General features: G+C 69.2%; 20 protein-coding genes. 3 read left to right on the top strand and 17 right to left on the bottom strand.

Translation table 11 applies throughout. The features are described from left to right. The first annotated feature begins 45 nt into the window (after window positions 1-45). Window positions 46-489: a cyanase gene (gene cynS / locus L880_RS0115225; RefSeq protein ID WP_019576305.1), complete on the top strand. Its 444-nt coding sequence runs from the start codon at window positions 46-48 to the stop codon at window positions 487-489. Window positions 490-557: 68 nt separating this feature from the next. Further along, window positions 558-1,622, top strand: coding sequence for an RNA methyltransferase (locus L880_RS0115220; protein WP_027476416.1), 1,065 nt, complete (start codon window positions 558-560; stop codon window positions 1,620-1,622). Here L880_RS0115220 and L880_RS36155 read toward each other — a convergent pair. The 15 genes from L880_RS36155 to L880_RS0115150 form a co-directional block, all read right to left on the bottom strand. After that, window positions 1,612-1,923, bottom strand: a complete 312-nt coding sequence (locus L880_RS36155; protein WP_211245322.1) for a hypothetical protein — start codon at window positions 1,921-1,923, stop codon at window positions 1,612-1,614. The two genes, L880_RS0115220 and L880_RS36155, sit on opposite strands and share 11 nt — an antisense overlap. Window positions 1,924-1,987: 64 nt before the next feature. After that, a complete protein-coding gene (locus tag L880_RS0115210; protein WP_027476414.1) occupies window positions 1,988-2,593 on the bottom strand; it encodes a hypothetical protein in 606 nt (201 codons plus the stop codon). Between the two features lie 135 nt (window positions 2,594-2,728). Continuing rightward, window positions 2,729-4,042, bottom strand: a complete 1,314-nt coding sequence (locus tag L880_RS0115205; protein ID WP_051443340.1) for an FAD-dependent oxidoreductase — start codon at window positions 4,040-4,042, stop codon at window positions 2,729-2,731. Further along, window positions 4,039-5,178, bottom strand: a complete 1,140-nt coding sequence (locus L880_RS0115200) for an acyl-CoA dehydrogenase family protein (RefSeq protein WP_027476412.1) — start codon at window positions 5,176-5,178, stop codon at window positions 4,039-4,041. The genes L880_RS0115205 and L880_RS0115200 overlap by 4 nt, the downstream gene beginning before the upstream one ends. A 66-nt stretch (window positions 5,179-5,244) precedes the next feature. After that, complete coding sequence (locus L880_RS0115195; RefSeq protein WP_027476411.1) at window positions 5,245-5,808, bottom strand: OsmC family protein; 564 nt, start codon at window positions 5,806-5,808, stop codon at window positions 5,245-5,247. Between the two features lie 221 nt (window positions 5,809-6,029). Continuing rightward, a complete protein-coding gene (locus L880_RS0115190; RefSeq protein ID WP_027476410.1) occupies window positions 6,030-7,661 on the bottom strand; it encodes a sigma-54 interaction domain-containing protein in 1,632 nt (543 codons plus the stop codon). 58 nt (window positions 7,662-7,719) lie between these two features. Beyond that, window positions 7,720-8,736: a hypothetical protein gene (locus L880_RS32485; RefSeq protein WP_157462901.1), complete on the bottom strand. Its 1,017-nt coding sequence runs from the start codon at window positions 8,734-8,736 to the stop codon at window positions 7,720-7,722. Between the two features lie 100 nt (window positions 8,737-8,836). Continuing rightward, complete coding sequence (locus L880_RS0115180) at window positions 8,837-9,505, bottom strand: histidine phosphatase family protein (RefSeq protein WP_027476409.1); 669 nt, start codon at window positions 9,503-9,505, stop codon at window positions 8,837-8,839. 94 nt (window positions 9,506-9,599) lie between these two features. Next, window positions 9,600-9,821: a DUF4926 domain-containing protein gene (locus tag L880_RS0115175; RefSeq protein WP_019576296.1), complete on the bottom strand. Its 222-nt coding sequence runs from the start codon at window positions 9,819-9,821 to the stop codon at window positions 9,600-9,602. A gap of 64 nt (window positions 9,822-9,885) precedes the next feature. Beyond that, window positions 9,886-10,350 (bottom strand): DUF6883 domain-containing protein, encoded by a 465-nt coding sequence (locus tag L880_RS36815; protein ID WP_425389191.1) that lies wholly within the window; start codon window positions 10,348-10,350, stop codon window positions 9,886-9,888. A 91-nt stretch (window positions 10,351-10,441) separates the two neighbouring features. Continuing rightward, a complete protein-coding gene (locus L880_RS0115170) occupies window positions 10,442-11,425 on the bottom strand; it encodes a threonine dehydratase (protein WP_027476408.1) in 984 nt (327 codons plus the stop codon). Continuing rightward, window positions 11,422-12,378 carry a PhzF family phenazine biosynthesis protein gene (locus tag L880_RS0115165; RefSeq protein ID WP_027476407.1) on the bottom strand — a complete coding sequence of 319 codons (957 nt, stop codon included), beginning with the start codon at window positions 12,376-12,378 and terminating at the stop codon, window positions 11,422-11,424. Before L880_RS0115165 ends, L880_RS0115170 begins: the two co-directional genes overlap by 4 nt. 78 nt (window positions 12,379-12,456) lie before the next feature. Further along, window positions 12,457-13,653, bottom strand: coding sequence for an aminotransferase-like domain-containing protein (locus L880_RS0115160; protein ID WP_027476406.1), 1,197 nt, complete (start codon window positions 13,651-13,653; stop codon window positions 12,457-12,459). Continuing rightward, window positions 13,650-14,645: a DMT family transporter gene (locus tag L880_RS32480; protein ID WP_157462899.1), complete on the bottom strand. Its 996-nt coding sequence runs from the start codon at window positions 14,643-14,645 to the stop codon at window positions 13,650-13,652. Before L880_RS32480 ends, L880_RS0115160 begins: the two co-directional genes overlap by 4 nt. Further along, window positions 14,642-15,247 carry a LysE family translocator gene (locus tag L880_RS0115150; protein WP_027476405.1) on the bottom strand — a complete coding sequence of 202 codons (606 nt, stop codon included), beginning with the start codon at window positions 15,245-15,247 and terminating at the stop codon, window positions 14,642-14,644. Before L880_RS0115150 ends, L880_RS32480 begins: the two co-directional genes overlap by 4 nt. 98 nt (window positions 15,248-15,345) lie before the next feature. Here L880_RS0115150 and L880_RS0115145 point away from each other — a divergent pair, with 98 nt between their 5' ends. After that, on the top strand, window positions 15,346-16,785 hold the full coding sequence (locus L880_RS0115145; protein WP_027476404.1) for an aminotransferase-like domain-containing protein: 1,440 nt from the start codon (window positions 15,346-15,348) through the stop codon (window positions 16,783-16,785). Window positions 16,786-16,805: 20 nt separating this feature from the next. Here the strand turns inward: L880_RS0115145 and L880_RS0115140 are convergent, their stop codons facing one another. Further along, window positions 16,806-18,059, bottom strand: a complete 1,254-nt coding sequence (locus L880_RS0115140) for an HDOD domain-containing protein (protein ID WP_027476403.1) — start codon at window positions 18,057-18,059, stop codon at window positions 16,806-16,808. An 8-nt stretch (window positions 18,060-18,067) separates the two neighbouring features. Next, window positions 18,068-19,288: a flagellar hook-associated protein FlgL gene (gene flgL / locus L880_RS0115135; RefSeq protein WP_027476402.1), complete on the bottom strand. Its 1,221-nt coding sequence runs from the start codon at window positions 19,286-19,288 to the stop codon at window positions 18,068-18,070. Between the last annotated feature and the right edge of the window lie 16 nt (window positions 19,289-19,304).

The following is a 19,304-nucleotide window of genomic DNA, read 5'->3' as shown; positions in this document are numbered from 1 at the left end:
CCGATTTTTCAACCTGCTCACCCTGTTCTTTTCAAAGGAGCCAACATGAACCGCAATGACGTCACCGAGAAAATCATCGGCACCAAGGTGCAAAAAGGCATCAAGTGGGAGGCCGTGGCCAAGAAGCTGGGCCAGTCCAAGGAGTGGACCACCGCCCTGTGCCTGGGCCAGATGACCGCCACGCCCGAACAGGCCAAGGTGCTGGGCAAGATCTTCGGCCTCACCGCCGACGAACAGAAATGGCTGTGCGTGGTGCCCTACAAGGGCTCGCTGCCCACCCCCGTGCCCACCGACCCGCTGATCTACCGCTGGTACGAGATCGTGAGCGTCTACGGCAGCACCATCAAGGAGCTGATCCATGAAGAGTTCGGCGACGGCATCATGAGCGCCATCGACTTCAGCATGGACATCCAGCGCCAGGCCGACCCCAAGGGCGACCGTGTGAACGTGGTGCTGTCGGGCAAGTTCCTGCCCTACAAGACCTACTGAGCCCGCCCGCGGGGCGGGCGCAGGCGTTAAGCTCGGGGCCGTTTTCTTCTGAGGCCCCGGTTTTCTCCATGCGCATCGAATCCATCCGCCAGCAACTGCGCGCCCACGGCGCCGGCCCCGCCCACGAGCAGCGGGTGCTGCGCCTGTGGGCCCAGGCCAAGCCGCAGGACAGCGGCCGCCGGCGGCTGGAAGACTTCATGCCCGCCACGGTGCGCGATAGGCTGCCCGCCCTGAGCGCCGAGCTGGCCGGCCTGGCCACGCTGCGCTCGCAGCACCCGGGCGAAGACGGCTCGGCCCGCCTGCTGGTGGCGCTGGCCGACGGCCAGACCGTGGAGAGCGTGCTGCTGCCGCGCGATGGCCTGTGCGTGTCCACCCAGGTGGGCTGTGCCGTGGGCTGCGTGTTCTGCATGACCGGGCGCGAAGGCCTGTTGCGCCAGGTGGGCAGCGCCGAGATCGTGGCCCAGGTGGCCCTGGCCCGCACGCTGCGGCCGGTCAAGAAAGTGGTGTTCATGGGCATGGGCGAGCCGGCCCACAACCTGGACAACGTGCTCGAAGCCATCGAGCTGCTGGGCACGGTGGGCAACATCGGCCACAAGAACCTGGTGTTCTCGACCGTGGGCGACCCGCGGGTGTTCGAGCGCCTGCCGCAGGGGCGGGTCAAGCCTGCGCTGGCCCTGTCGCTGCACACCACGCGGGCCGAGCTGCGCGAGCAACTGCTGCCGCGCGCGCCCCGCATCAGCCCCGACGAGCTGGTGGCGCAGGGCGAGCACTATGCCCGCACCACCGGCTACCCGATCCAGTACCAGTGGACGCTGATCGAGGGCCTCAACGACAGCGATGAGGAACTGGATGGCATCGTGCGCCTGCTGCAGGGCAAGTACGGCGTGCTCAACATGATCCCCTACAACAGCGTGCCCGATCTGGCCTTCAAACGCCCCAGCTGGGAGCGCGCCGCCGAGATCGCCCGCCAGCTGCACCGGCGCGGCGTGCTGACCAAGCTGCGCCAGTCGGCCGGGCAGGACGTGGACGGCGGCTGCGGCCAGCTGCGGGCGCGCAGCCAGGACACCGCAGCCGCGGAAGCCCCTGTGCATTGGGTGCCCCGTTCCACACCCCGGCCGGCCCTCAGCGATTGAGCTTGTGCTCGCGGATGTGGCGGGCCAGCCCGCAGTAGCCGGCCTTGAACAGGATCTCGTTCTCCAGCTGGGCAGGCAGCAGCTTCTCCTTGAGGTCTGCCGCTGCAGCATTGCCCTGGGTGCGGCGGATGTAGCCGATGGCCTGCTCGAACTTCGACACCTCGGCGCGGCAGGCGGCTTCGGTGCCGGGGCGGCTGCTGTCGGCACCGCTTTGCGCGGCGGCCAGGCCTGCCGAGCAGCAGGCCAGGGTCAGCAAGGCATGGGCATGGAAGCGGTGGTGAGGTGAACGTTTCAGGCGCATGGTCGGTGGGCTTGGGTGCGCCGATCATGCAAGAAACATGCAATCGCGAAGCCCGCCGGGGCTCTCAGGGGTGGGGCGCCTGCATCGGGTCCAGCCGCTCGCCGCGCAGCAGGGCCAGCGGCGAGCGCCAGTAGATCTGCACGTTGTGGATCGGGTCGGTGATGATCTTGAAGGCCCAGGCCAGGCCCCAGGCCGGGCTGCGCAGCACGAACAGGTGCAGGGTGCGCAGCAGCAGCCCGGTGACCCCCAGGGCCAGCCACAGCAGGCCCACATCGTGGGCGTAGCCGGCCAGGCCGGTGTCGGGGTGGATCAGCCCGAACAGGTCACGGCGCCAGGCCAGCACGGCCGGCAGCGCCAGCCAGACCCCGATCAGGATGGCCTTGCGGCGCATGTTGTAGCCCACCTTGATGGCCTCCTTGTGGGCGTCGGTGGCCTGGTTGACGCTGTCGTAGCCGCGCGGCTCGAAGAAGATATGGCCCGACTGGCGCGTCACCATGCCCACCAGCCAGCCCACCATCGCGGCGGCCGCCGGGTCGACGAACAGCAAGGCGTAGGCGCACAGGAAGCTGATGGCGCTGATCAGGTGCAGCGTCTGGTTGATGCGGCACTGGTGGTAGTAACGGTGGTCGTCCCAGCGCAGGGTGTCGACTTTCTGCAGGAAATCACGCACGGCAAACTCCTAGGTCATGAAAAAGGAATGACCGCAGCGTGACCGGCCCGCATGAAAGTGATTTGACAGCGGCGTGGCCGGGCCGTGTCACGGCGCTGTTCCTTGATCTGGATCGAATCCGGGGCGTGTTGGCCTTCAGTGCAGCGTCAGCGGGTGCGAGCTGGTCTTGACCCGCACCAGCGCCGGCCTGGCCTCGTAAGGCACGGCCGCCAGGCCCAGCAAGGCCGCTGCCAGGGTGCTGACCTGGCGGGCAATCGGTTCGATGTAGCGGCTGGCCACCCCCTCGACGGTGATGCAGTCGCCCAGGGCGTGGATGCCGGGTCGGCTGGTGGCCAGTGTGGCCGGGTCCACCGCGATCCCATCGCGCCATTGCAGTCCGGCGCTGCGTGCCAGGCGGCCGGGGGTGTGCAGGCCGGCGGCCACCACCACCTGGTCCACCTCGTGGTGCTGGCCGCCCGCGGTGTGCACGTGGTAGCGCCCGCTGTCGGCCGAGCGTGTCACGCTGGCCACGGTCTGCCCCCCCTCGAAGGTGATGGGCAGGCCCTGCCAGGCGGCCAGCAGCTGGGCCCCGGCTGCCTGGGCCTGCCAGCGGGCCAGGGGTTCGCTGGCGGTGTCCAGCAGGCGCACGCGGTGGCCGCCCAGGGCCAGATCGTTGGCCAGTTCGCAACCGATCAGGCCGGCGCCCAGCACCAGCACCTCGCGCGGGCTGTCGCCCAGGGCCTGGCGCAGGCGCTGGTAGGCCGCCAGGTGGTTGATGCGCCAGCACAGACCGGGCGCCAGCCCCGCCGGCAGCGCGGCCTCGGCCCCATGGGCCAGCACCAGTTGGCGGTAGCCCAGGTTGCCCCGGGTGGTGCGCAGTTGCCGCGTTTCGGCACAGATGCGCACCGCCTGCGTGTGGGGCAGCAGGCGCAGGTTCAGGCGCCGGGCCGCATCGGGCCCGCTTTCCTTGACCAGGCCTTCGGGGGGCAGTTGGCGCGCCAGGGCGACCGAGAGCAGGGGCTTGTCGTAACGGTCGCCGGCGCAGGCGCTGACCAGGGTGATGGGCAGGTCGGCATCGTGCTGGCGCAGGGCTTCGGCCAGTTGCCAGCCCGCTTTGCCGGCGCCCACGATGACGATGCCCGCATCGCCCCGAAGGGCATGGCCCTGGGGGGCTGGCGGCTGCGGCAGGGGCTGACGCAGGCGCTCCGGGCTGGGCGCGGTGTAGGGCGAAAAGTCGCTCTTGCTCACCCCGCACAGCGGGCAGGCCCAATCGTCCGGGATGTCGGCGAAGCGGGTGCCTGGGGGCAGGCCGCTGTCCGGGTCGCCCAGCGCTTCGTCATACAGGTAACCGCAGGCGTGGCAGATGTAGGTCTGCCAGGCCGGGGCCAGGGCCTCGATGGCCAGGCCCACGGGGCTGGGGTGGGCGTCGGGCCGGGGGGCGGTGGGGCCGGTGGGGCCGGTGGGGATCATGCCGGCAGCTCCTCGGCGCTCAGCCTTGCGATTTCCTTGCGCAGGTGCTTGATGGCGGGCGTGACGATGGCCACGAAGTGCGATTCACGCACCCGGCGTTGCACCTCCGAGCTCATCAGGTAGCCGCGCGCGCCCTGGTGCATCAGGGCCGACTGGGCCGCGCGCAGGCACAGTTCGGCCCCATGGGCGCGGGCATCCAGCACGTCGATGAAAAAGTCCTTGTCGGTGTTGTAGGGGGTGCGGGCCAACTGCATGACACGCTGGCTCAGGCCATCGAGCTCGGCCTGCAGCGCGTCGGGCCGGTCTTCCAGGTACTGGTTGACGTGGCCCAACTGGGGCTCGACCTCCCACATGGAGTCGATGGCGCCCTGGGTGATGCCCACGGCCATGCCGCATTGCAGCATCACAAAGGCGGCCCGGATGCGGGCGATGAAAGGGCGTGCCGGGTCGGCCATGAGTTCGCCCTCGCCCACGAACAGGTCTTTCACGCGCAGCGCATAGGTGGCCGTGCCCTCCATGCCCGAGAACGAGGGGCACTCGCGCAGCGTCACCCCGGGCGCATCGCAGCGCAGCAGGAACATGATCTCGTGCGGCGCGGCGGCGCCCTCCCCGGTCTGTACCGCAGCGATGGCGCCGCAGTAGTGGTCTGGGCCCAGGTTGCTGACCCAGGGCAGGGTGCCGCTGACCCGGTAGCCGCCGGGCACCGGGGTGGCCTTGAGCAGCAGGCTTTCGATCTGCGCAAAGCTCTTCATGGGGTTGGACAGGGCGGTGCCGCCCAGGCGCTTGCCGCTCACATGGGCTGCCAGCACCTCGCCGCGCAATGCCGGCTGGCCCGACTGCTGCAGGTACAGGCCCGCCACAGCCTGGCACCACATCATGAAGCCGGTGGCGCCGCACACCCGCGACACCTCGGCCATGGCCTGGATGGCCAGCGCGTAGTCGCCCGGGCCCTGGTCGCTGTCCAGGTGGGCGCTCATGGCCCCGGCGGCGGCCAGCTCTTGCAGCAGTGCCCGTGGATACAGGCCTTCGCGGTCGATGGCCTGGACCTGCTCGCGCAGCGGGCCCTGGGCCAGGGCGCGGGTGGCTGCCAGCAGGTCGCCGGCTCGAACGTCGGGGGGCAGGTCAGCGGGGTTCATGCTCAAGTCCTTGGGGTGGCTGGAGGGGCAGGGGCTGCGGGTCGGCGCCGGCGGCGGTTCCATCGCTCAATCAGCCAGGCTGATCGTGAACGGGATCGGGTTGCGCAAGGTGTTGGCCACCGGCGAGTAGAAGTTGGCGTGCTGCACGATCTCGTCCAGCACTTCGCGCGGGGCGTCGCCTTCCACCACCACCTTCACGCGGATGGCCTGGAAGCCCATTTCCGGGGGGGTCTTTTCGAGCGCGCCGCCGGCTCCCCAGGCGGCCGGGTTGCCGATGTCGCCCTCCAGGAACACCTCCAGCCTGCTCAGCTTGACCTGCTTCCAGGTGGCCACGGCGGTGATGCCCACGGCCAGACAGCCGCCCAGACCAGACAGCACGATCTCGCCCGGGGCGGGCGCGGTGTCCTGGCCGAACAGGTGCAGGGGCTCGTCCACCACCACCGGGCTGTGCTGGCCCACGGTGCTGAGCGAGCGGTACTGCCCCTCCATCACGGTGTGGACCTTGTTGGTGCCGCGGCTGGCGGGGTTGGCCCGGCCCTTGGCGGCAAAGGCGGCCAGGCCTTCGCTGTCGATGGGGCGCAGGTAGGCCTTGACGGTGGTGGGGGTGTCGAGTGCGGAGGCTTCGGTCATGGTGCAGGTCCTTGGTGGGGGGAAAGCGCAGGGCTGACAGCCCAGGCATGCCTGCTTCTTTGCAACCGGTGTGCCAGGCTTGGCCTGGCAGGGGTAGATCCGTCTCGGGGGATTGATCAGATTGGAATGCCTGCTATCAATAGAGAAGCAATTGCGGGTGCTGAACCTTGTTTTCCATCTCTGCCGTGTCGACCTAATGTCGACAATTTGTCGACCCTGGTTCAGCGCAAGCCGGCCTTGCGCAGGCGGTAGGCAAACTGGCGCAGGGTCAGGCCCAGGCTTTGGGCCGCGCGCGACTGGTTGCCGTGGTGCCGCTGCAAGGCCTCCTGCAACTGGGCCACCGGGTGGGCGTGGGTGCTCTGGTAGTCGCGCACCAGCGGAGCGGGCGCGGCATCGTCTGCCGGCCTGCCGGGCCAGGCCCGTGCCGGGGCGAGGGCGGGGGCGGGGGTGTTGTCGGCCTGGGCCCCGCTCTGGCTTTGGCGCAGCAGGCGCAGCAACTGGGCCTGGGTCACCGAGCTGTGTCCGCTCAACAGCACCAGGCGTTCGATGAAATTGCCCAGCTCGCGGATGTTGCCGGGCCAGTCTTGTTGCGCCAGGGCTTGCAGCGCCTCGGGCGTGAGGTTCACGTTGCGCTGGTGGGCCTGGTTGGCGCGGCTCACGAAATGCAGGGCCAGGGCCTGGATGTCTTCGCGCCGCTCGCGCAACGAGGGCAAGCGGATCGGGATCACATTGAGCCGGTAATACAGATCCTGGCGGAAGCGGCCCGCCTGCACGTCCGCCGACAGGTCGCGGTGGGTGGCGGCCACCAGGCGCACGTCCACCCGCTGTTCGCGCCGTCCCCCCAGGCGCACCAGGGTGCCCTCCTGCAGCGTGCGCAGCAGTTTGGATTGCAGGCCCAGGGGCAGCTCGCCCACCTCGTCCAGGAACAGGGTGCCGCCATCGGCCTGCTCGAACCAGCCCGGGCGCGCCGCCACGGCGCCGGTGAAGGCGCCTTTCTCGTGTCCGAACAGCTCGGATTCGAACAGCGTCTCGGGAATGGCGGCGCAGTTCACCTTGATGAAGGGCTGGTCGCGCCGCCCGCTGGCCAGGTGCACGGCGCGGGCGAACAGTTCCTTGCCGGTGCCCGATTCACCCAGCAGCAGCACGCTCACGCTGGCCTGCGAGACCTGCTCAAGCTCACCCAGCGCCTGCAGCAAGGCGGGTGAGCTGCCGATCAGGCCGTAGCGTGCCGCCTGGGTTTGCAGGGCACGCGCCAGCTGGGTGTTGCGGGCTTCGAGCTGGCGCGTCTGTTCGCTCACCAGTTGCTGCAACTGCAGCAACTGCCCGGCCAGGGTGGCCAGCACGCGCAACAGCGCCAGGTCGTCGTTCAGGTGGCGCTGGCGGCTGCGGAGTCGGTGGCAGGCCAGCACGCCCAGGGTCTGGCCGTTGGCCGTGATCGGCAAGGCGATGAAGGCCACGGTTTCGGGGGGCAGGTCGGCGCGTTGCACCGAGCGGAACAGGAACAAGGGCTCATGGTCGATGTCCTGCACGATGGCCGCTTGCCCGCTGGCCAGCACCCGCCCGGTGATGCCTTCGCCCAGCGCATACTGGCCGCGCTGACATTCGGCGGCTGTCAGGCCGTAGGCATGCTGGATGCTGGCCTGAGTCGATTCAGGCTCGCGCAGCACGATGCGGCCCCGGTTCAGGCCCAGCAGCTCGCTCATCAGGTGCAGCATCTCGCGCAGCACGGTCTCGGGGCTGAGGCTGCGGCCCACCAGGCGCATCACCTCGTGCATCAGCAGCAGTTCCTGGGCGTGCCAGTCGGTGGCCGTTGCCCGGCTGGAAGGAGGGATCGGTTTCGGGGGCTGGGCCATGCCCGTCGCCATGCAGTTGCCGTGCCAGCCCGCAGAGGTTCAAGGCCGGCGGGTGGGCTCAGAGCGTGATGTCGCTGCTGCCCGGGCACAGCAGGCGCGGAAACTCGCGCATGGGTTGCCAGTGGGCGGTGTGCTCCGGGCTGTGCCAGGGGCGCTGCTCGCTGAGTTTGAGCGGCAATTCAAACTCACGGTAATGCCCCTGCCCCAGGTAGATGGCCCAGCGCCCGCCCATGGGCCGGTCCGTGTCCGTTGCCCTCGGGTCGGGCGGCGGGCGCAGCCAGACCCGGTCACCGGGCACCGCAAAGCCGCTGGGCAAGGGGGCGTGCGGGCTGCCGATCTGGCGCATCAGCGCCTGGTGGAATTCGCAGTCACGCACCGGGCGGTGCTGGAAGCGGGTCTGCAGGCGGCCGTACAGCGCCGGGTGGTGGCGCCGGGTCTCTTCGGCCAGGCCCAGCAGCAGCACGTACTCCGAGGCGCGGTAGGGTGACAGCGCAAACCCCGGGCCCTGGGCGGGCTGCAGCAGGGCCTGCAGGGCGGCCGTCAAGGGGCGCTCGGGGCGCAGCAGAGGGGGGCGACCCGGCTGCAGCAGCCAATCCTCGGCGGGATGGCGCGGCCCGGCTGGGTCGGGGTGGAGTCGGGTGTCGCGTGCCGCCTGCACGATGGCCTGGCGCACCCGCACGGCGGCCGCCCATTCGGCATGGCTGGGAAACACGAAGGCCACCGGGCTGGCCAGCAAGGCCACGATGATCTCGCGCGCCAAGTCGTCGGCGTGCCGGGTGTCCAGCGCCAGGGTTCTGGACAGGGCCCGGGTGTCATGGCCCGGGGCCCAGTGCTCGATCAGGGTGGGTTGCAGCGCCACCTGGAGTGCGGGCGCCGTGGTGGCGTCGCCAGGCAGCAATTGAACATCGACCAGGCTGGCCAGGCCCAGTTGCTGCAGCTGTTCCATCAACTGCCAGTGGCCCTGCTGCAAGGCGGTCTTGCTGCCCCCTTGAAGCACCACGCCGCAGGCCCCGGGCAGCAAAGCACCGGACGGCTCAGGGGCCAGTGGGGTGAGGGGGGCAGGTGCGCTCAACATGCTTTCAGTATCGACAGGCCGGTTGCCGCCGTACAACCGTAAAAACCCGCCGCCGAGCGCGGACAAACCCGGGGGGCGTGTTCAGCGTTCGAACACGCGCTCAGGCGTGGGTGATCCAGCTGGCGTGGTCGGGGTGGTCCAGGTGGGGCAGGGTGTTGTAGGTGACCAACGAATGCCGCTTGGGGGTGAAGTGGAATTCGGTCACCGAACTGTTGCGGATGCGCAGGTTGAGCTCGATAGTGGCTTCAGGTGTGGTGCCCAGGATGTGGCCCACCGCGGTCGAGATGGGCCCGCCGCTGGAGACCAGCAGCACGTTGCCCTCGCAGTTCTGGCGCACGTGGTCCAGGGCACTGCTCACGCCGTGCACGAAGTCGTTGTAGCTGGGCATGCCACGCGGGCTGACCACCCCGGCCATCCATTGCGTCAGGCCGTCGCGCAGCAGGCGGAAGTGGTGCCGGTAGAGCTCGGGCGTGTCCGGCTTGGGCAGGGGCATGGGGTGGATCGCGTGGATCACCGCCTCGCTGTCGTACTCGTTGAGGCCGGGCCAGAGCACGGGCTGGGCCTGCCAGTCCAGGCCGCGGGCGATGCCGGCAAAGGTTTCCTGGTGGCGGCGCAAGGTGCCGGTGATGACGGCCTGGAATTCCAGGCCCTTGCCTTTGAAGTACTCGCCCAGGCGTTCGCTCTGGCGGTGACCGAGCTCGCTGAGGCGGTCGTAATCGTCGGCACCAAACGAGGCCTGGCCATGGCGCACAAGGTAGAGGGTTCCCATGGGCGGATTCTGTCAAGCGCCCTCAGACCGCACAGTCGCCGCGGCGACCGATTCGTCGGAAAACCGTCACCTGGGTGACGGCACTGGGGTGGGACTACGCGTGGGCCGGGTGCACCCCAGGTGGGAACGCCGTGGCCTTCAACTGTTGTGCAGACAGGGTTTCAACGCCCAGGGTGCGTTCGCTGGCGTCGAAGAACTCCACCTCGTAGGCCACGCCCTGGCCATGCACATGGATCACTACCCCCAAAGCGCCTGCAGGCAGGCCCAGGTGGGGCAGTGGGCTGGACAGGGCAACCTGACTGTGTTCCTTGAACATGGATGGCTCCTGTTGGGCTTAGCTGGGGTAAGCCGTGATGAGTTTGGCCCAGTGCTGGCTGTGTTCACGCATCCAGACGGCGGTCAGCAAGGGGGGCGGCACACGTCCGATGGGCGTCAGCAGTGGACCGCTGAGAATGTAGCGTTCCCATAGGGCCTGTTAACCCTGATTTCACCGGATGCGTTGGAGGTCCAAAAGGCCTAGCGCAAGGCGCCAACCGCAGCTGGGTCGGTGACCCAGCGAGGATTGGCAACGCCGCGATCGGCCTTTTGGGCTCCAACCCGAAGGTTCGCACCGGTGAAATCAGGGTTAGCAGGCCCTTGTGCCCGGCAAGCACGCCGATCAGGGTGGCTGATTCGGCATGCATCAACAAGGCCTGCTGCAGTGCAGGCCAGTTTTCCAGACTGAAGCCCATCCGCTGGAAGAAGGCCGCTTTGCCCTGGCTGTTGCTGGGGTGGAGCAGGTACCCGGTCAGTTTGGAGGGGGCGATCCTGCGTTCCTGTGGCAAATGGATGGGCCGTTGTGACATGCCCAGCACTGCAACATGGCCAAAGCCCCTATTCGGGAGGTGGCCCTTGGCGGGCCGATCTCCGGCTGACTCGGCGTGACTGGCGCTGGTCTCAAGCGCTGCCCAACACCCCAGCCATCACACCGGCATCGACATTGCCTCCCGACAGGGCCAGGCCCACGGTCTGGCCGCGCAGGGTGCTGCGTTCTTGCAGGGCAGCGGCCAGGGCGGCGGCGCCGGCGCCTTCGGCCACGTTGTGGGTGTCGGTGAACAGGGCCCGCATGGCCTGGGCCACTTCGGCATCCGTGACCTGCACCAGGTGGTCCAGGCCGGGGCCCAGCACGGCCAGGGCGGCGGCATCGGCCACGCGGCAGGCCATGCCGTCGGCCAGCACGGTGCTGACCGGGGCTTCGACCACCCGGCCGGCCGCCAGCGAGTCGGCATAGGTGGTGGCGTGGGCGCTCACCACACCGACGATGCGCACGCGGTGGCCCAGCGCCTGTTTGGCGGCGATGGCCGAGCAGGCGCCCGAGCCCTGGCCGATGGGCACATAGACCACGTCCAGCGCGGGCACGGCGCGCAAGAACTCCCACCAGTAGGTGCTGACGCCGCGCAGCAGATCGGGGTGGAAGCTGGGCACCATGTGGGCCCCGCGGGTTTGCGCCAGGGCGATGGCGTGTTCGCGCGCTGCCTGGAAGTCGTCACCGTGCTCGATCAGGTTCACCCCCAGGCAGCGCATGGCGGCGTTCTTTTCGGTCGAGTTGCCATGCGGCACGACGATGGTGCAGGGCACGCCATGGGCGCGGGCGGCCCAGCCGATGCTCTGCCCGTGGTTGCCCCGGGTGGCGCTGATCACCTCGTGCGGCAGTTCGCCGCGCCGGGCGAGCTGGTCGAAATAGGTCAGGCCGCCACGGATCTTGAAGGCGCCCACCGGCGTGTGGTTCTCGTGCTTGAGCCAGCAAGAGGTGCCCAGGCGCTCGCTCAGCAGGCCCCACTGGTATTGGGGCGTGGCGGGGAAGGCGCGGTACACGACCTCGGCGGCCGCTTCGATGTCGGCCAGGCTGGGCAACCCGGTGGGGTGCAGGGCGGTGCTCACAGGTCCACCGTGCCTTCGATGCAGCTCACGCTGGCACCACCGACCCAGACCTGTTGCTGGTCGTCGCAGTCGATGTGCACCCGCCCGGCGCGGTCCAGGCAGGTGCCCTGGGCGGCCACGTAGTGGCGCGGGGCATGGCCGTCGGCGATCAGCCACTGGGCCAGGCTGGCGTTCAGGCTGCCGGTGACGGGGTCTTCCAGGATGCCGATGGGGGCGGCAAAGGCACGCACTTCCAGCGTGGGCGCGGTGGCGTCACCGGCGGGGGCCGGGCTGCTGCGCGGGGTGGCGCCGAAGGCCCGGGCTTCGCGGTTGGAGCGGGCGATCAGGCCGGTGCGCACCTCGGGGTGGTCGATGGCCACCACCCCCACCTTCTGGCCCAGGGCCTTGAGTTCGAGGTGGTCGGGTTGCAGGCCCAGCACGGTCTGCGGGTGGTCCAGCAACAGGCCCATCCAGACCGGGCCGTTGTCCAGCACCTGGGCCGCCAGCACCTGCTGGGGCTTCAGGCCCAGGGCCTTGGCCACTTGCGACAGCACGGTGGGGCTGGGGTCGCTGCGGCGCAGCGTGGGGGCGGCAAAGGCCAGGCGCTGCTCGGCGCCGCTGCCTTCGCGCCGGATGCGCACCAGGCCGACGCGGCATTCCTGCACCACGTGGGCCGCCGAGCGCGGCTGGCCGCCCGCGCGCAGCCAGGCGTGGCAGCTGCCCAGCGTGGGGTGGCCGGCAAAGGGCAGTTCACCGCCGGGGGTGAAGATGCGCACCTGGTAGTCGGCCCCCTGGGCGCGGCCCGCCTCGGTGGGGGGCAGCAGAAAGGTGGTCTCGGACAGATTGGTCCAGCGCGCAAAACGCTGCATGGCTTCGTCGTCCAGGCCGCTGGCATCCAGCACCACGGCCAGCGGGTTGCCGTAACCGGCGGTTTGGGTGAAGACGTCGACTTGTTGGAAAGGGCGTTGACTCATGGGGCACTCGGGGATTCTTGGGGTGAGAAGGTGCCTGCCTCGGGGCAGGGGCTTCATCCCCGAGGCCAGGTGGTCGCGTCAGCCCAGCGCCTGGCGCAGGGTCTTGGCGAGGGCAGCGACGCCGATGTTGATCTGCTCGACGCTGGCGGTCACGAAGGACAGTCGCATCGTGCGCGGGTCGCCGTGGTCGGCATAGAAAGGGGCGCCGGGCACGAAGGCCACGTTGTTCTCCACCGCCAGGGGCAGCAGCTTCACGCTGTCCAGCCCTTCGGGCAGGCGCAACCACAGGAACATGCCACCCACCGGGCGGTTCCACTGCACGCCCAGGCCGGCGAACTCGCGGTCCAGGGCGGCCAGCATGGCTTCGCACTGGGCCTTGTAGAGGGCGCGGATCTTGGGCACGTGGGTGTCCAGGAAGCCGTCCTTGATCACCTCGGCCACCATGCGCTGGTTGAAGGTGGGCGTGTGCAGGTCGGCCGCCTGCTTGGCCTGCAGCAGCTTGGGGTAGATGGCCTTGGGCGCCACGATGTAGCCCAGGCGCAGGCCCGGGGCCAGCACCTTGGAGAACGAGCCCAGGTAGATGGTGTTCTCGGGGTTGCGGGCCGCCAGGGGCAGGGCCGGCGGGGCGTCGAACCACAGGTCGCCGTAGGGGTTGTCCTCGACGATGGGCAGGCCGATCTCGGCGGCCTTGGCGGCCAGGGCGGCGCGGCGCTCTTCGGTCATGGTGCGGCCAGTGGGGTTCTGGAAGTTGGGCAGCAGGTAGACGAAGCGGGCGCGGTCGGCTGCGCTGCCGTCACCGAGGGCCTGGCGGGCCAGGTCTTCCGGGTCGGGGCCTTGCTCGTCACAGGCCACGTTGGCCACCCGGGGCTCCATGGGCGTGAAGGCCTGCAATGCCCCCAGGTAGGTGGGGGTTTCGACCAGGATGCGGCTGCCGGTGTCGATCAGGATCTTGGCCACCAGGTCCAGGCCCTGCTGGCTGCCGGTGGTGATCAGCACCTGGTCGGGGTCGACGTTCCAGGGCAGGTGGTCGGCGATGAACTGGCGCAGCACGGGCAGGCCTTCGCTGGAGGCGTATTGCAGCGCGGCGGCGCCATCTTCGCGCAAGACCTTGGCGCTGGCGGCGGCAAAGGCTTCGATCGGGAAGGTCTTGGGCGACGGCAGCCCACCCGCAAAGCTGATGATGCCGGGCTTTTCCGTGACCTTCAGGATTTCACGGATGGCCGAGGGATTCATCTTTTGGGCGCGTGTGGACAGCGTCCAGCTGGGGGTGCTCATGAGGCGTTTCCTTTCGTTGGCAGGGAGCTCAAAACGTGATTGTCGGTGTTTGTGGGCGCGTTCACCGGCGACTTGCGTCCCAGGAACACGGTCAGCACCACGGCGGCGGCGAACAGCGCGGTGCCCAGGTCCAGCCGCTCGCCCAGCAAAGGCACGGCAAACAGCATGGACAAAAAGGGTTGCAGCAGCTGCACCTGGCTCACGCGCACCGTGCCGCCCAGGGCCAGGCCGCGGTACCAGGCGAAAAAGCCCAGCCACATCGAAAACAGGGCCACGTAGCCGAAGGCCAGCCAGGCCGAGGTGGGCAGGGCCTGCTCGGGCCGGCTGCCCCAGGCCAGTGGCAGCGTCAGCGGCAGGCCCAGCAGCAGGGCCCAGCAGATCACATGCTCGGCCGGCATCTGGCGTGACAGCCGCCCGCCATAGGCATAGCCCACGGCGGCGCTGGCCATGGCCAGCAGCAGCAGGCCGTCGGCCGGGCTCAGGCCCAGGCCGGCCCCGCCGGCATGGGTGAGCGCGAACACCACCACCAGGGCGCTGCCCAGGCCGGCCCAGGCCCAGAACTGCCACGAAGGGCGCTGCCGGTGCAGCACGGCGCCCACGGCGGCCGTGGCCAGGGGCAGCAGGCCCACGATCACGCTGGCGTGCACGGCCTGCACATGGCGCATGGCCAGCGAGGTGAACAGCGGAAAACCGAACACCACGCCCAGCGCTGTCAGCAGCAGGGGCAGCCGTTGCTCGGCGCTGGGCCAGCGCGCCCGGGTGGCCAGCAGGTACAGGGCCGACAGCGCGGCCGCCACCACGGCGCGGCCCATGGCCACGAACAGGCCGGACATCAGGGGCGCCTCGGGGCTGCCCACGGCCAGCCGGGTCATGGGCAGGGTGAGGGCGAAGATGGCCACGCCCAGGGCGCCCAGCCAGAGGCCACGGCGCAATTGGGTGTCGGGTTGCCGATCAGGTTGCCGATCGGCTTGGGCAGAAGAGGGGCTGCTCACAGGGCGCTCCAGAGCAGCCAGGCCGCCGTGCCCGCCAGGGCGGTGGCCATGACGCGGTTGAACACCAGCAGGCGCTGGCCCTGGGCCAGCCAGTGGCGCAGCATCGAGCCCACCAGGGCGTAGGCCAGGTTGCTGAAGAAGGCAAAGCACAGCATCACCGGCAGGATCAGCAGAAAACGCTGCATCGGCTGCGCCTGGCCGGCCACAAAACCCGCCACGATGGACAGGGCCAGCATCCAGGCCTTGATGTTGAGGAACTGCAGCATCACGCCCTGGCCGAAGGTGACCTGCAGGCGCGAGGCCTCGGCCTGGGCCAGCTGGCGGCTGTTCATCAGGCGCGAGGCCAGCCACAGCAGGTAGGCCACACCGGTGGCGAGGATGGCCCAGCGCAAGGCCGGCAGGGCCAGGATCACGGCGCCCACCCCGGCCGAACACAGCGCCAGCAGCAGCGACCAGCCCACCGGCACCGCCAGCACGAAGCGCATCGCCCGGCGCAGGCCGAAGTTGGCCGCCAGCGCGGTCGACAGCGTGGTGTTGGGCCCGGGGGTGAAGCTGCTGGCGGTGGCCAGCAGCAGCAATGCGGAAAATTCTTGCCAGCTCATGCCGGTCACTTTATAGTTTTTGACCAACACAGACCCAATACAGTTTTGCTGACATTTTCACAATCTGTATTGGTCAAACCTTCAATACAGTTTTGCCCATGCTGACGCGCCACTCCCAACAATCCCTGACCGAACAACTGGTCGAGCGTTTTGCCGAGCGCATCCGCGCCCGCCTGCTGGCGCCCGGGGCACGCCTGCCTTCGGTGCGCGAATGCGCCCGCCAGCAGGGTGTCAGTGCCTACACCGTGGTGGCGGCCTACGACCAGCTGCTGGCCCAGGGCCTGGTGGAGGCGCGGCGCCAGCGCGGCTTCTTTGTGCGTGATCTGGTCAGCCCCGAGCCTCCGGGCCCGGTGCCACAGCGCAGCGCGGCCGCCGGGGTGCTGGGTGAGGGGGTGCAGGCCCTGCCGTCGGGCTCGCATGTGAATGCGGCGGCGCTGATCCGCGGCATGTTCCACCAGGCCTCGAACAAGCCCCAGCCGGGTTCGGGCGTGTTGCCGCCGGACTGGCTGGAGACCACCTTCATGCCGGCCGCCGTGCGCAAGGTGACCAGCACGCGCGCGCTGCAGGAGAGTTCGCTGCGCTATGGCGACCCGATGGGCGACGCCGAGTTGCGCCGCGTGCTGGCGCAGCGTCTGGCCGGGCTCAACATCCGGGCCCAGCCGCAGCAGATCATCACCACGGTGGGGGCCACGCACGCGCTGGACATCGTGAGCCGCACCCTGCTCAAGGCGGGCGACCCGGTGATGGTGGAGGAGCCGGGCTGGTCGGTCGAGTTTGCCCGGCTCGATGCCCTGGGCATGCGCATCCTGCCTGTGCCGCGCCTGGCCGATGGCCCCGACCTGGCGGTGATGCAGCGCTATTGCGAGGTGCATGCGCCCAAGCTGTTCGTGAGTGTGAGCGTGTTCCACAACCCCACCGGCCACTGCCTGACCCCGGGCAGCGCGCACCGGGTGCTGCAACTGGCCACCCGGCACGATTTCCACATCGTCGAAGACGACACCTATGGCCACATCGCGCCCGACCACGCCACGCGGCTCACGGTGCTCGATGGCTTGCAGCGCAGCATCTACGTGAGCGGCTTTGCCAAGATCCTGGCGCCCAACTGGCGGGTGGGCTTTCTGGCCGCGCCGCCCGATCTGGTGGAGCGCCTGCTGGACACCAAGCTGCTGGCCACGCTGACCACGCCCTCGTTGCTGGAAAAAGCACTGGCCCTGTGCATCGAGCAAGGGCAGTTGCGCCGCCATGCCGAACGCATCCGCACCCGGCTGGACGCGGCCCGGGCCCGCACGGTGAAGCTGGCGCTGCAGGCCGGCTGCCGCTTCGTGGCCGAGCCGGCCGGCATGTTCGGCTGGGTGGACACGGGGGTGGACACCGATGTGCTGGCGCAGCGCATGCTGGACGAGGGCTACCTGCTGGCGCCGGGGGCGCTGTTCCACGCCAGCCGCAAGTCGGGCACGCTGATGCGCATCAACTTTGCCACGGCGCAGGACGCGGCGTTCTGGAAGGTGTTTGCCCGCGTGGTGGGTGAGAGCCGCTGACGCGCTGACGCGCTGAGGCCTCAGGTGCGGGTGGCGGCGTTGGCCGGCACGTGCTGGCTCAGCAAGGTGTGCAGCAGGGCTCGGTTCAGGTCTTCGGTGTCGAGTTCATGGGCGTGGCGCAGCGCGCGCACGGTGGCCGTGTCGGCGCTGTCCATGGCGCGGGCCAGGTCGAGCGCCGGAAGATAGGGGCCCGACTGGGTGACGTTGGCCGAGTAGATGCGGTCTGACAGCGGCAGCCGGTGCAGGATGCTGCCCAGGGGCTCGTTCATCAGCACATCGAGTTGCGAGAACAGGCCGCACAGGTAGACCTCGCGGCGCAGGTCTTCTTCGATGCCCGCGTCCAGGATGTGTTCCATCAGGCGGGCCCGCAGCACCATGCCCAGGCGCACGGGTTGCAGGTTGAGATCGGTGCCGGCGTGGGGCAACTGGCCGACCAGCCATTTTTCCAGCTGGGTGTAGCCCATCATCATCAGCCCCCGGCGCAGCGAGTCGATGCCGGTGCGCAGGCCCAAAGCAGCCGAATTGGTCAGGGTCAGGAATCGGTAGCTCAGGATGGGCTCTTCGCTCAGGATGTCTTCGATGACGTCCATGGACTGGTCTTGCCCGATGGCGCGCAGCAGGCGCTCGATGATGCTGCGCGCCGGGGCCAGTTCCCGCCCGCGGTGGCCGTACAGCACATCGTCGTCGGGCCAGCCCAGCAGGGCCAGACCGTGTTTCTGGTCCAGGCAGTGGTCGATCAGGGCGGCGCTGGCGATGTTCTCGTAGTAATGCCCGGGCTGCACCGGGCTGCGCAAAAAGGCCGTGGACGGCGCGTTGGGCTGGCGCTTTTGTTGCAACGCAGCCTGCAGGGCGGCGGCGGCGTCTTCGGGTTGCAGGCTCAGCAGGCAGCGGTGCACGGGGCGGTCGGGTGCGGGGGGCGGCATGTGGCGCACATCGCCGCGCCAGATCACCCGCAACCCGCGGCGGTGCGCCTGCACCACCCGGGCCTGCAGGCCGGCATCGGCCTCCAGCCAGTCGCCCGGCACCTCGACCTGGGGCGACTGGGCGTCGCCGTGTTCCAGCAGGCCCGCCAGCAGGGCCGGGGTTTCGGCGCTCAGCAGCAGGGGCGGGGCGTCGGCGCTCCAGAGTTCGTCGAGGGTGCGCAGCAGGTGGGGCGCATCGACCGGCATGGCCGGCTCGGGCGCCACGCGCAGCTGCACGCCCGCCAATTCGCGGTTGCGGCCCCACAGGGGGCGGTAGCCGAGGGTGATGCTGCCGAGGACGGATTGGACCATTCGGTGTGCTACTTCAGAAAATCAAACAAGGACATGCTCTGGATTTGCGCATAGGACTTCAGAGCCGCCTGGTAGCCGGTGGTCTGGTTCTGGAAATCCGAGATGCCCTGAAGCATATCCAGATCTTCGGCCCTTGAGCGGTCCCCTTCCAACTGCACCGCCTTGGTCTGCTGGTTCGAGTCGATCACATCGGCCTGGTTCAGGTAGTCGCCGGCCAGACCACGCGCGGCCTGCACGGCCACATAGGCATTGTCGAGCGAGGCCAGCGAGCCGCTGACCGAGGCCTGGGCGCTGGTGCCGCTGCTGGCGTTCTTGATGCCGGCGATGGCGCTGTCCATGACGTCGAAGATCGAGGCCTTGGGCTTGACCGTGAAGCTGTCGCCGGCCGCCGGCGTCCCGGTCAGGGTCATCTGCTGATCGGCATTGCCCGCCCCGCCAAATGTCACGGTGCTGCCCGACATGGTCAGGCTGCCGGAGGTGGTGGGCGGACTGGCCGACAGGTTGGTGACCGTGTAGGTGGTGCCGGAGGTGAAATTGATCTGGTAGCTGTTGCCCGCCAGCACATTGGGCGAGGTGGGGACCAGGATGGTGCCGGCGCTGGCCGTGGCCGTGCCGGTGTTGCCGGACTGTGCGCTGATGGCAAAGGCGCCGGTGGTGGGCGTGACGTTGGCGAACGCGGCCTGACCGTCGATGGTGTTGGGGATGGTCAGGGCGGTGCCATTGGTCTGCCCGCCCAGGCCCGCGAACACCACACCGGCCGTGGCATTGGGCTCGATGAAGGGGGTGTTGGTGCTGCCCAGACCGCCGAACAAGGCCTGACCGTTGGCATCGGTGGTGTTGGCGTAGGTGAGCAGCTGGTTGCGCAGCGTGGTCAGCTGCGAGGTGATGGTGCCCAGGTCGCTGGCGGTGTTGGCCCCGTTGCCGGCCTGCACCAGCAGTTCGCGGAAGGACTGGATCGCATCACTGGCCTGGCCGAGCACGGTTTCGGCGTGCGACATATTGTCTTTTTGCAGCGACAGGGCCCGCTGCTGGATCGTGACCTGGGCCGAGCGGGTGATGGCGCGCTCGGCCTGTGCGGCGGCCGTCGGGTCGTCGCTGGGCTTGAGTACGCGCTTGCCGGCCGTCAGATTGCTTTGCAATTGCGTCAGGCGCGACTGGCGGCCACCAATGTTGTTGATGGCGGAAGCGTAGGCATCGGCAGAACCGACGCGGGCGAAGAAGTTGGACATGGTGTCTGCCTTTCAG

It is taken from the genome of Curvibacter gracilis ATCC BAA-807, from assembly GCF_000518645.1.
In the GTDB taxonomy this organism is placed as follows: Bacteria; Pseudomonadota; Gammaproteobacteria; order Burkholderiales; family Burkholderiaceae_C; genus Curvibacter; species Curvibacter gracilis.
The sequence above is the reverse complement of the archived record's forward strand: the minus strand, read 5'-3'. Positions and strand labels throughout refer to the sequence as shown.

Excerpts from the sequence above, each read along its gene's own strand:
- cynS (WP_019576305.1), top strand. The coding sequence starts at position 46 with ATGAACCGCAATGACGTCACCGAGAAAATCATCGGCACCAAGGTGCAA.
- L880_RS0115220 (WP_027476416.1), top strand. The coding sequence starts at position 558 with ATGCGCATCGAATCCATCCGCCAGCAACTGCGCGCCCACGGCGCCGGC.
- L880_RS36155 (WP_211245322.1), bottom strand. The coding sequence starts at position 1,923 with ATGCGCCTGAAACGTTCACCTCACCACCGCTTCCATGCCCATGCCTTG.
- L880_RS0115205 (WP_051443340.1), bottom strand. The coding sequence starts at position 4,042 with ATGATCCCCACCGGCCCCACCGGCCCCACCGCCCCCCGGCCCGACGCC.
- L880_RS0115200 (WP_027476412.1), bottom strand. The coding sequence starts at position 5,178 with ATGAACCCCGCTGACCTGCCCCCCGACGTTCGAGCCGGCGACCTGCTG.
- L880_RS0115195 (WP_027476411.1), bottom strand. The coding sequence starts at position 5,808 with ATGACCGAAGCCTCCGCACTCGACACCCCCACCACCGTCAAGGCCTAC.
- L880_RS0115190 (WP_027476410.1), bottom strand. The coding sequence starts at position 7,661 with ATGGCCCAGCCCCCGAAACCGATCCCTCCTTCCAGCCGGGCAACGGCC.
- L880_RS32485 (WP_157462901.1), bottom strand. The coding sequence starts at position 8,736 with ATGTTGAGCGCACCTGCCCCCCTCACCCCACTGGCCCCTGAGCCGTCC.
- L880_RS0115180 (WP_027476409.1), bottom strand. The coding sequence starts at position 9,505 with ATGGGAACCCTCTACCTTGTGCGCCATGGCCAGGCCTCGTTTGGTGCC.
- L880_RS0115175 (WP_019576296.1), bottom strand. The coding sequence starts at position 9,821 with ATGTTCAAGGAACACAGTCAGGTTGCCCTGTCCAGCCCACTGCCCCAC.
- L880_RS36815 (WP_425389191.1), bottom strand. The coding sequence starts at position 10,350 with ATGTCACAACGGCCCATCCATTTGCCACAGGAACGCAGGATCGCCCCC.
- L880_RS0115165 (WP_027476407.1), bottom strand. The coding sequence starts at position 12,378 with ATGAGTCAACGCCCTTTCCAACAAGTCGACGTCTTCACCCAAACCGCC.
- L880_RS0115160 (WP_027476406.1), bottom strand. The coding sequence starts at position 13,653 with ATGAGCACCCCCAGCTGGACGCTGTCCACACGCGCCCAAAAGATGAAT.
- L880_RS0115150 (WP_027476405.1), bottom strand. The coding sequence starts at position 15,247 with ATGAGCTGGCAAGAATTTTCCGCATTGCTGCTGCTGGCCACCGCCAGC.
- L880_RS0115145 (WP_027476404.1), top strand. The coding sequence starts at position 15,346 with ATGCTGACGCGCCACTCCCAACAATCCCTGACCGAACAACTGGTCGAG.
- L880_RS0115140 (WP_027476403.1), bottom strand. The coding sequence starts at position 18,059 with ATGGTCCAATCCGTCCTCGGCAGCATCACCCTCGGCTACCGCCCCCTG.
- flgL (WP_027476402.1), bottom strand. The coding sequence starts at position 19,288 with ATGTCCAACTTCTTCGCCCGCGTCGGTTCTGCCGATGCCTACGCTTCC.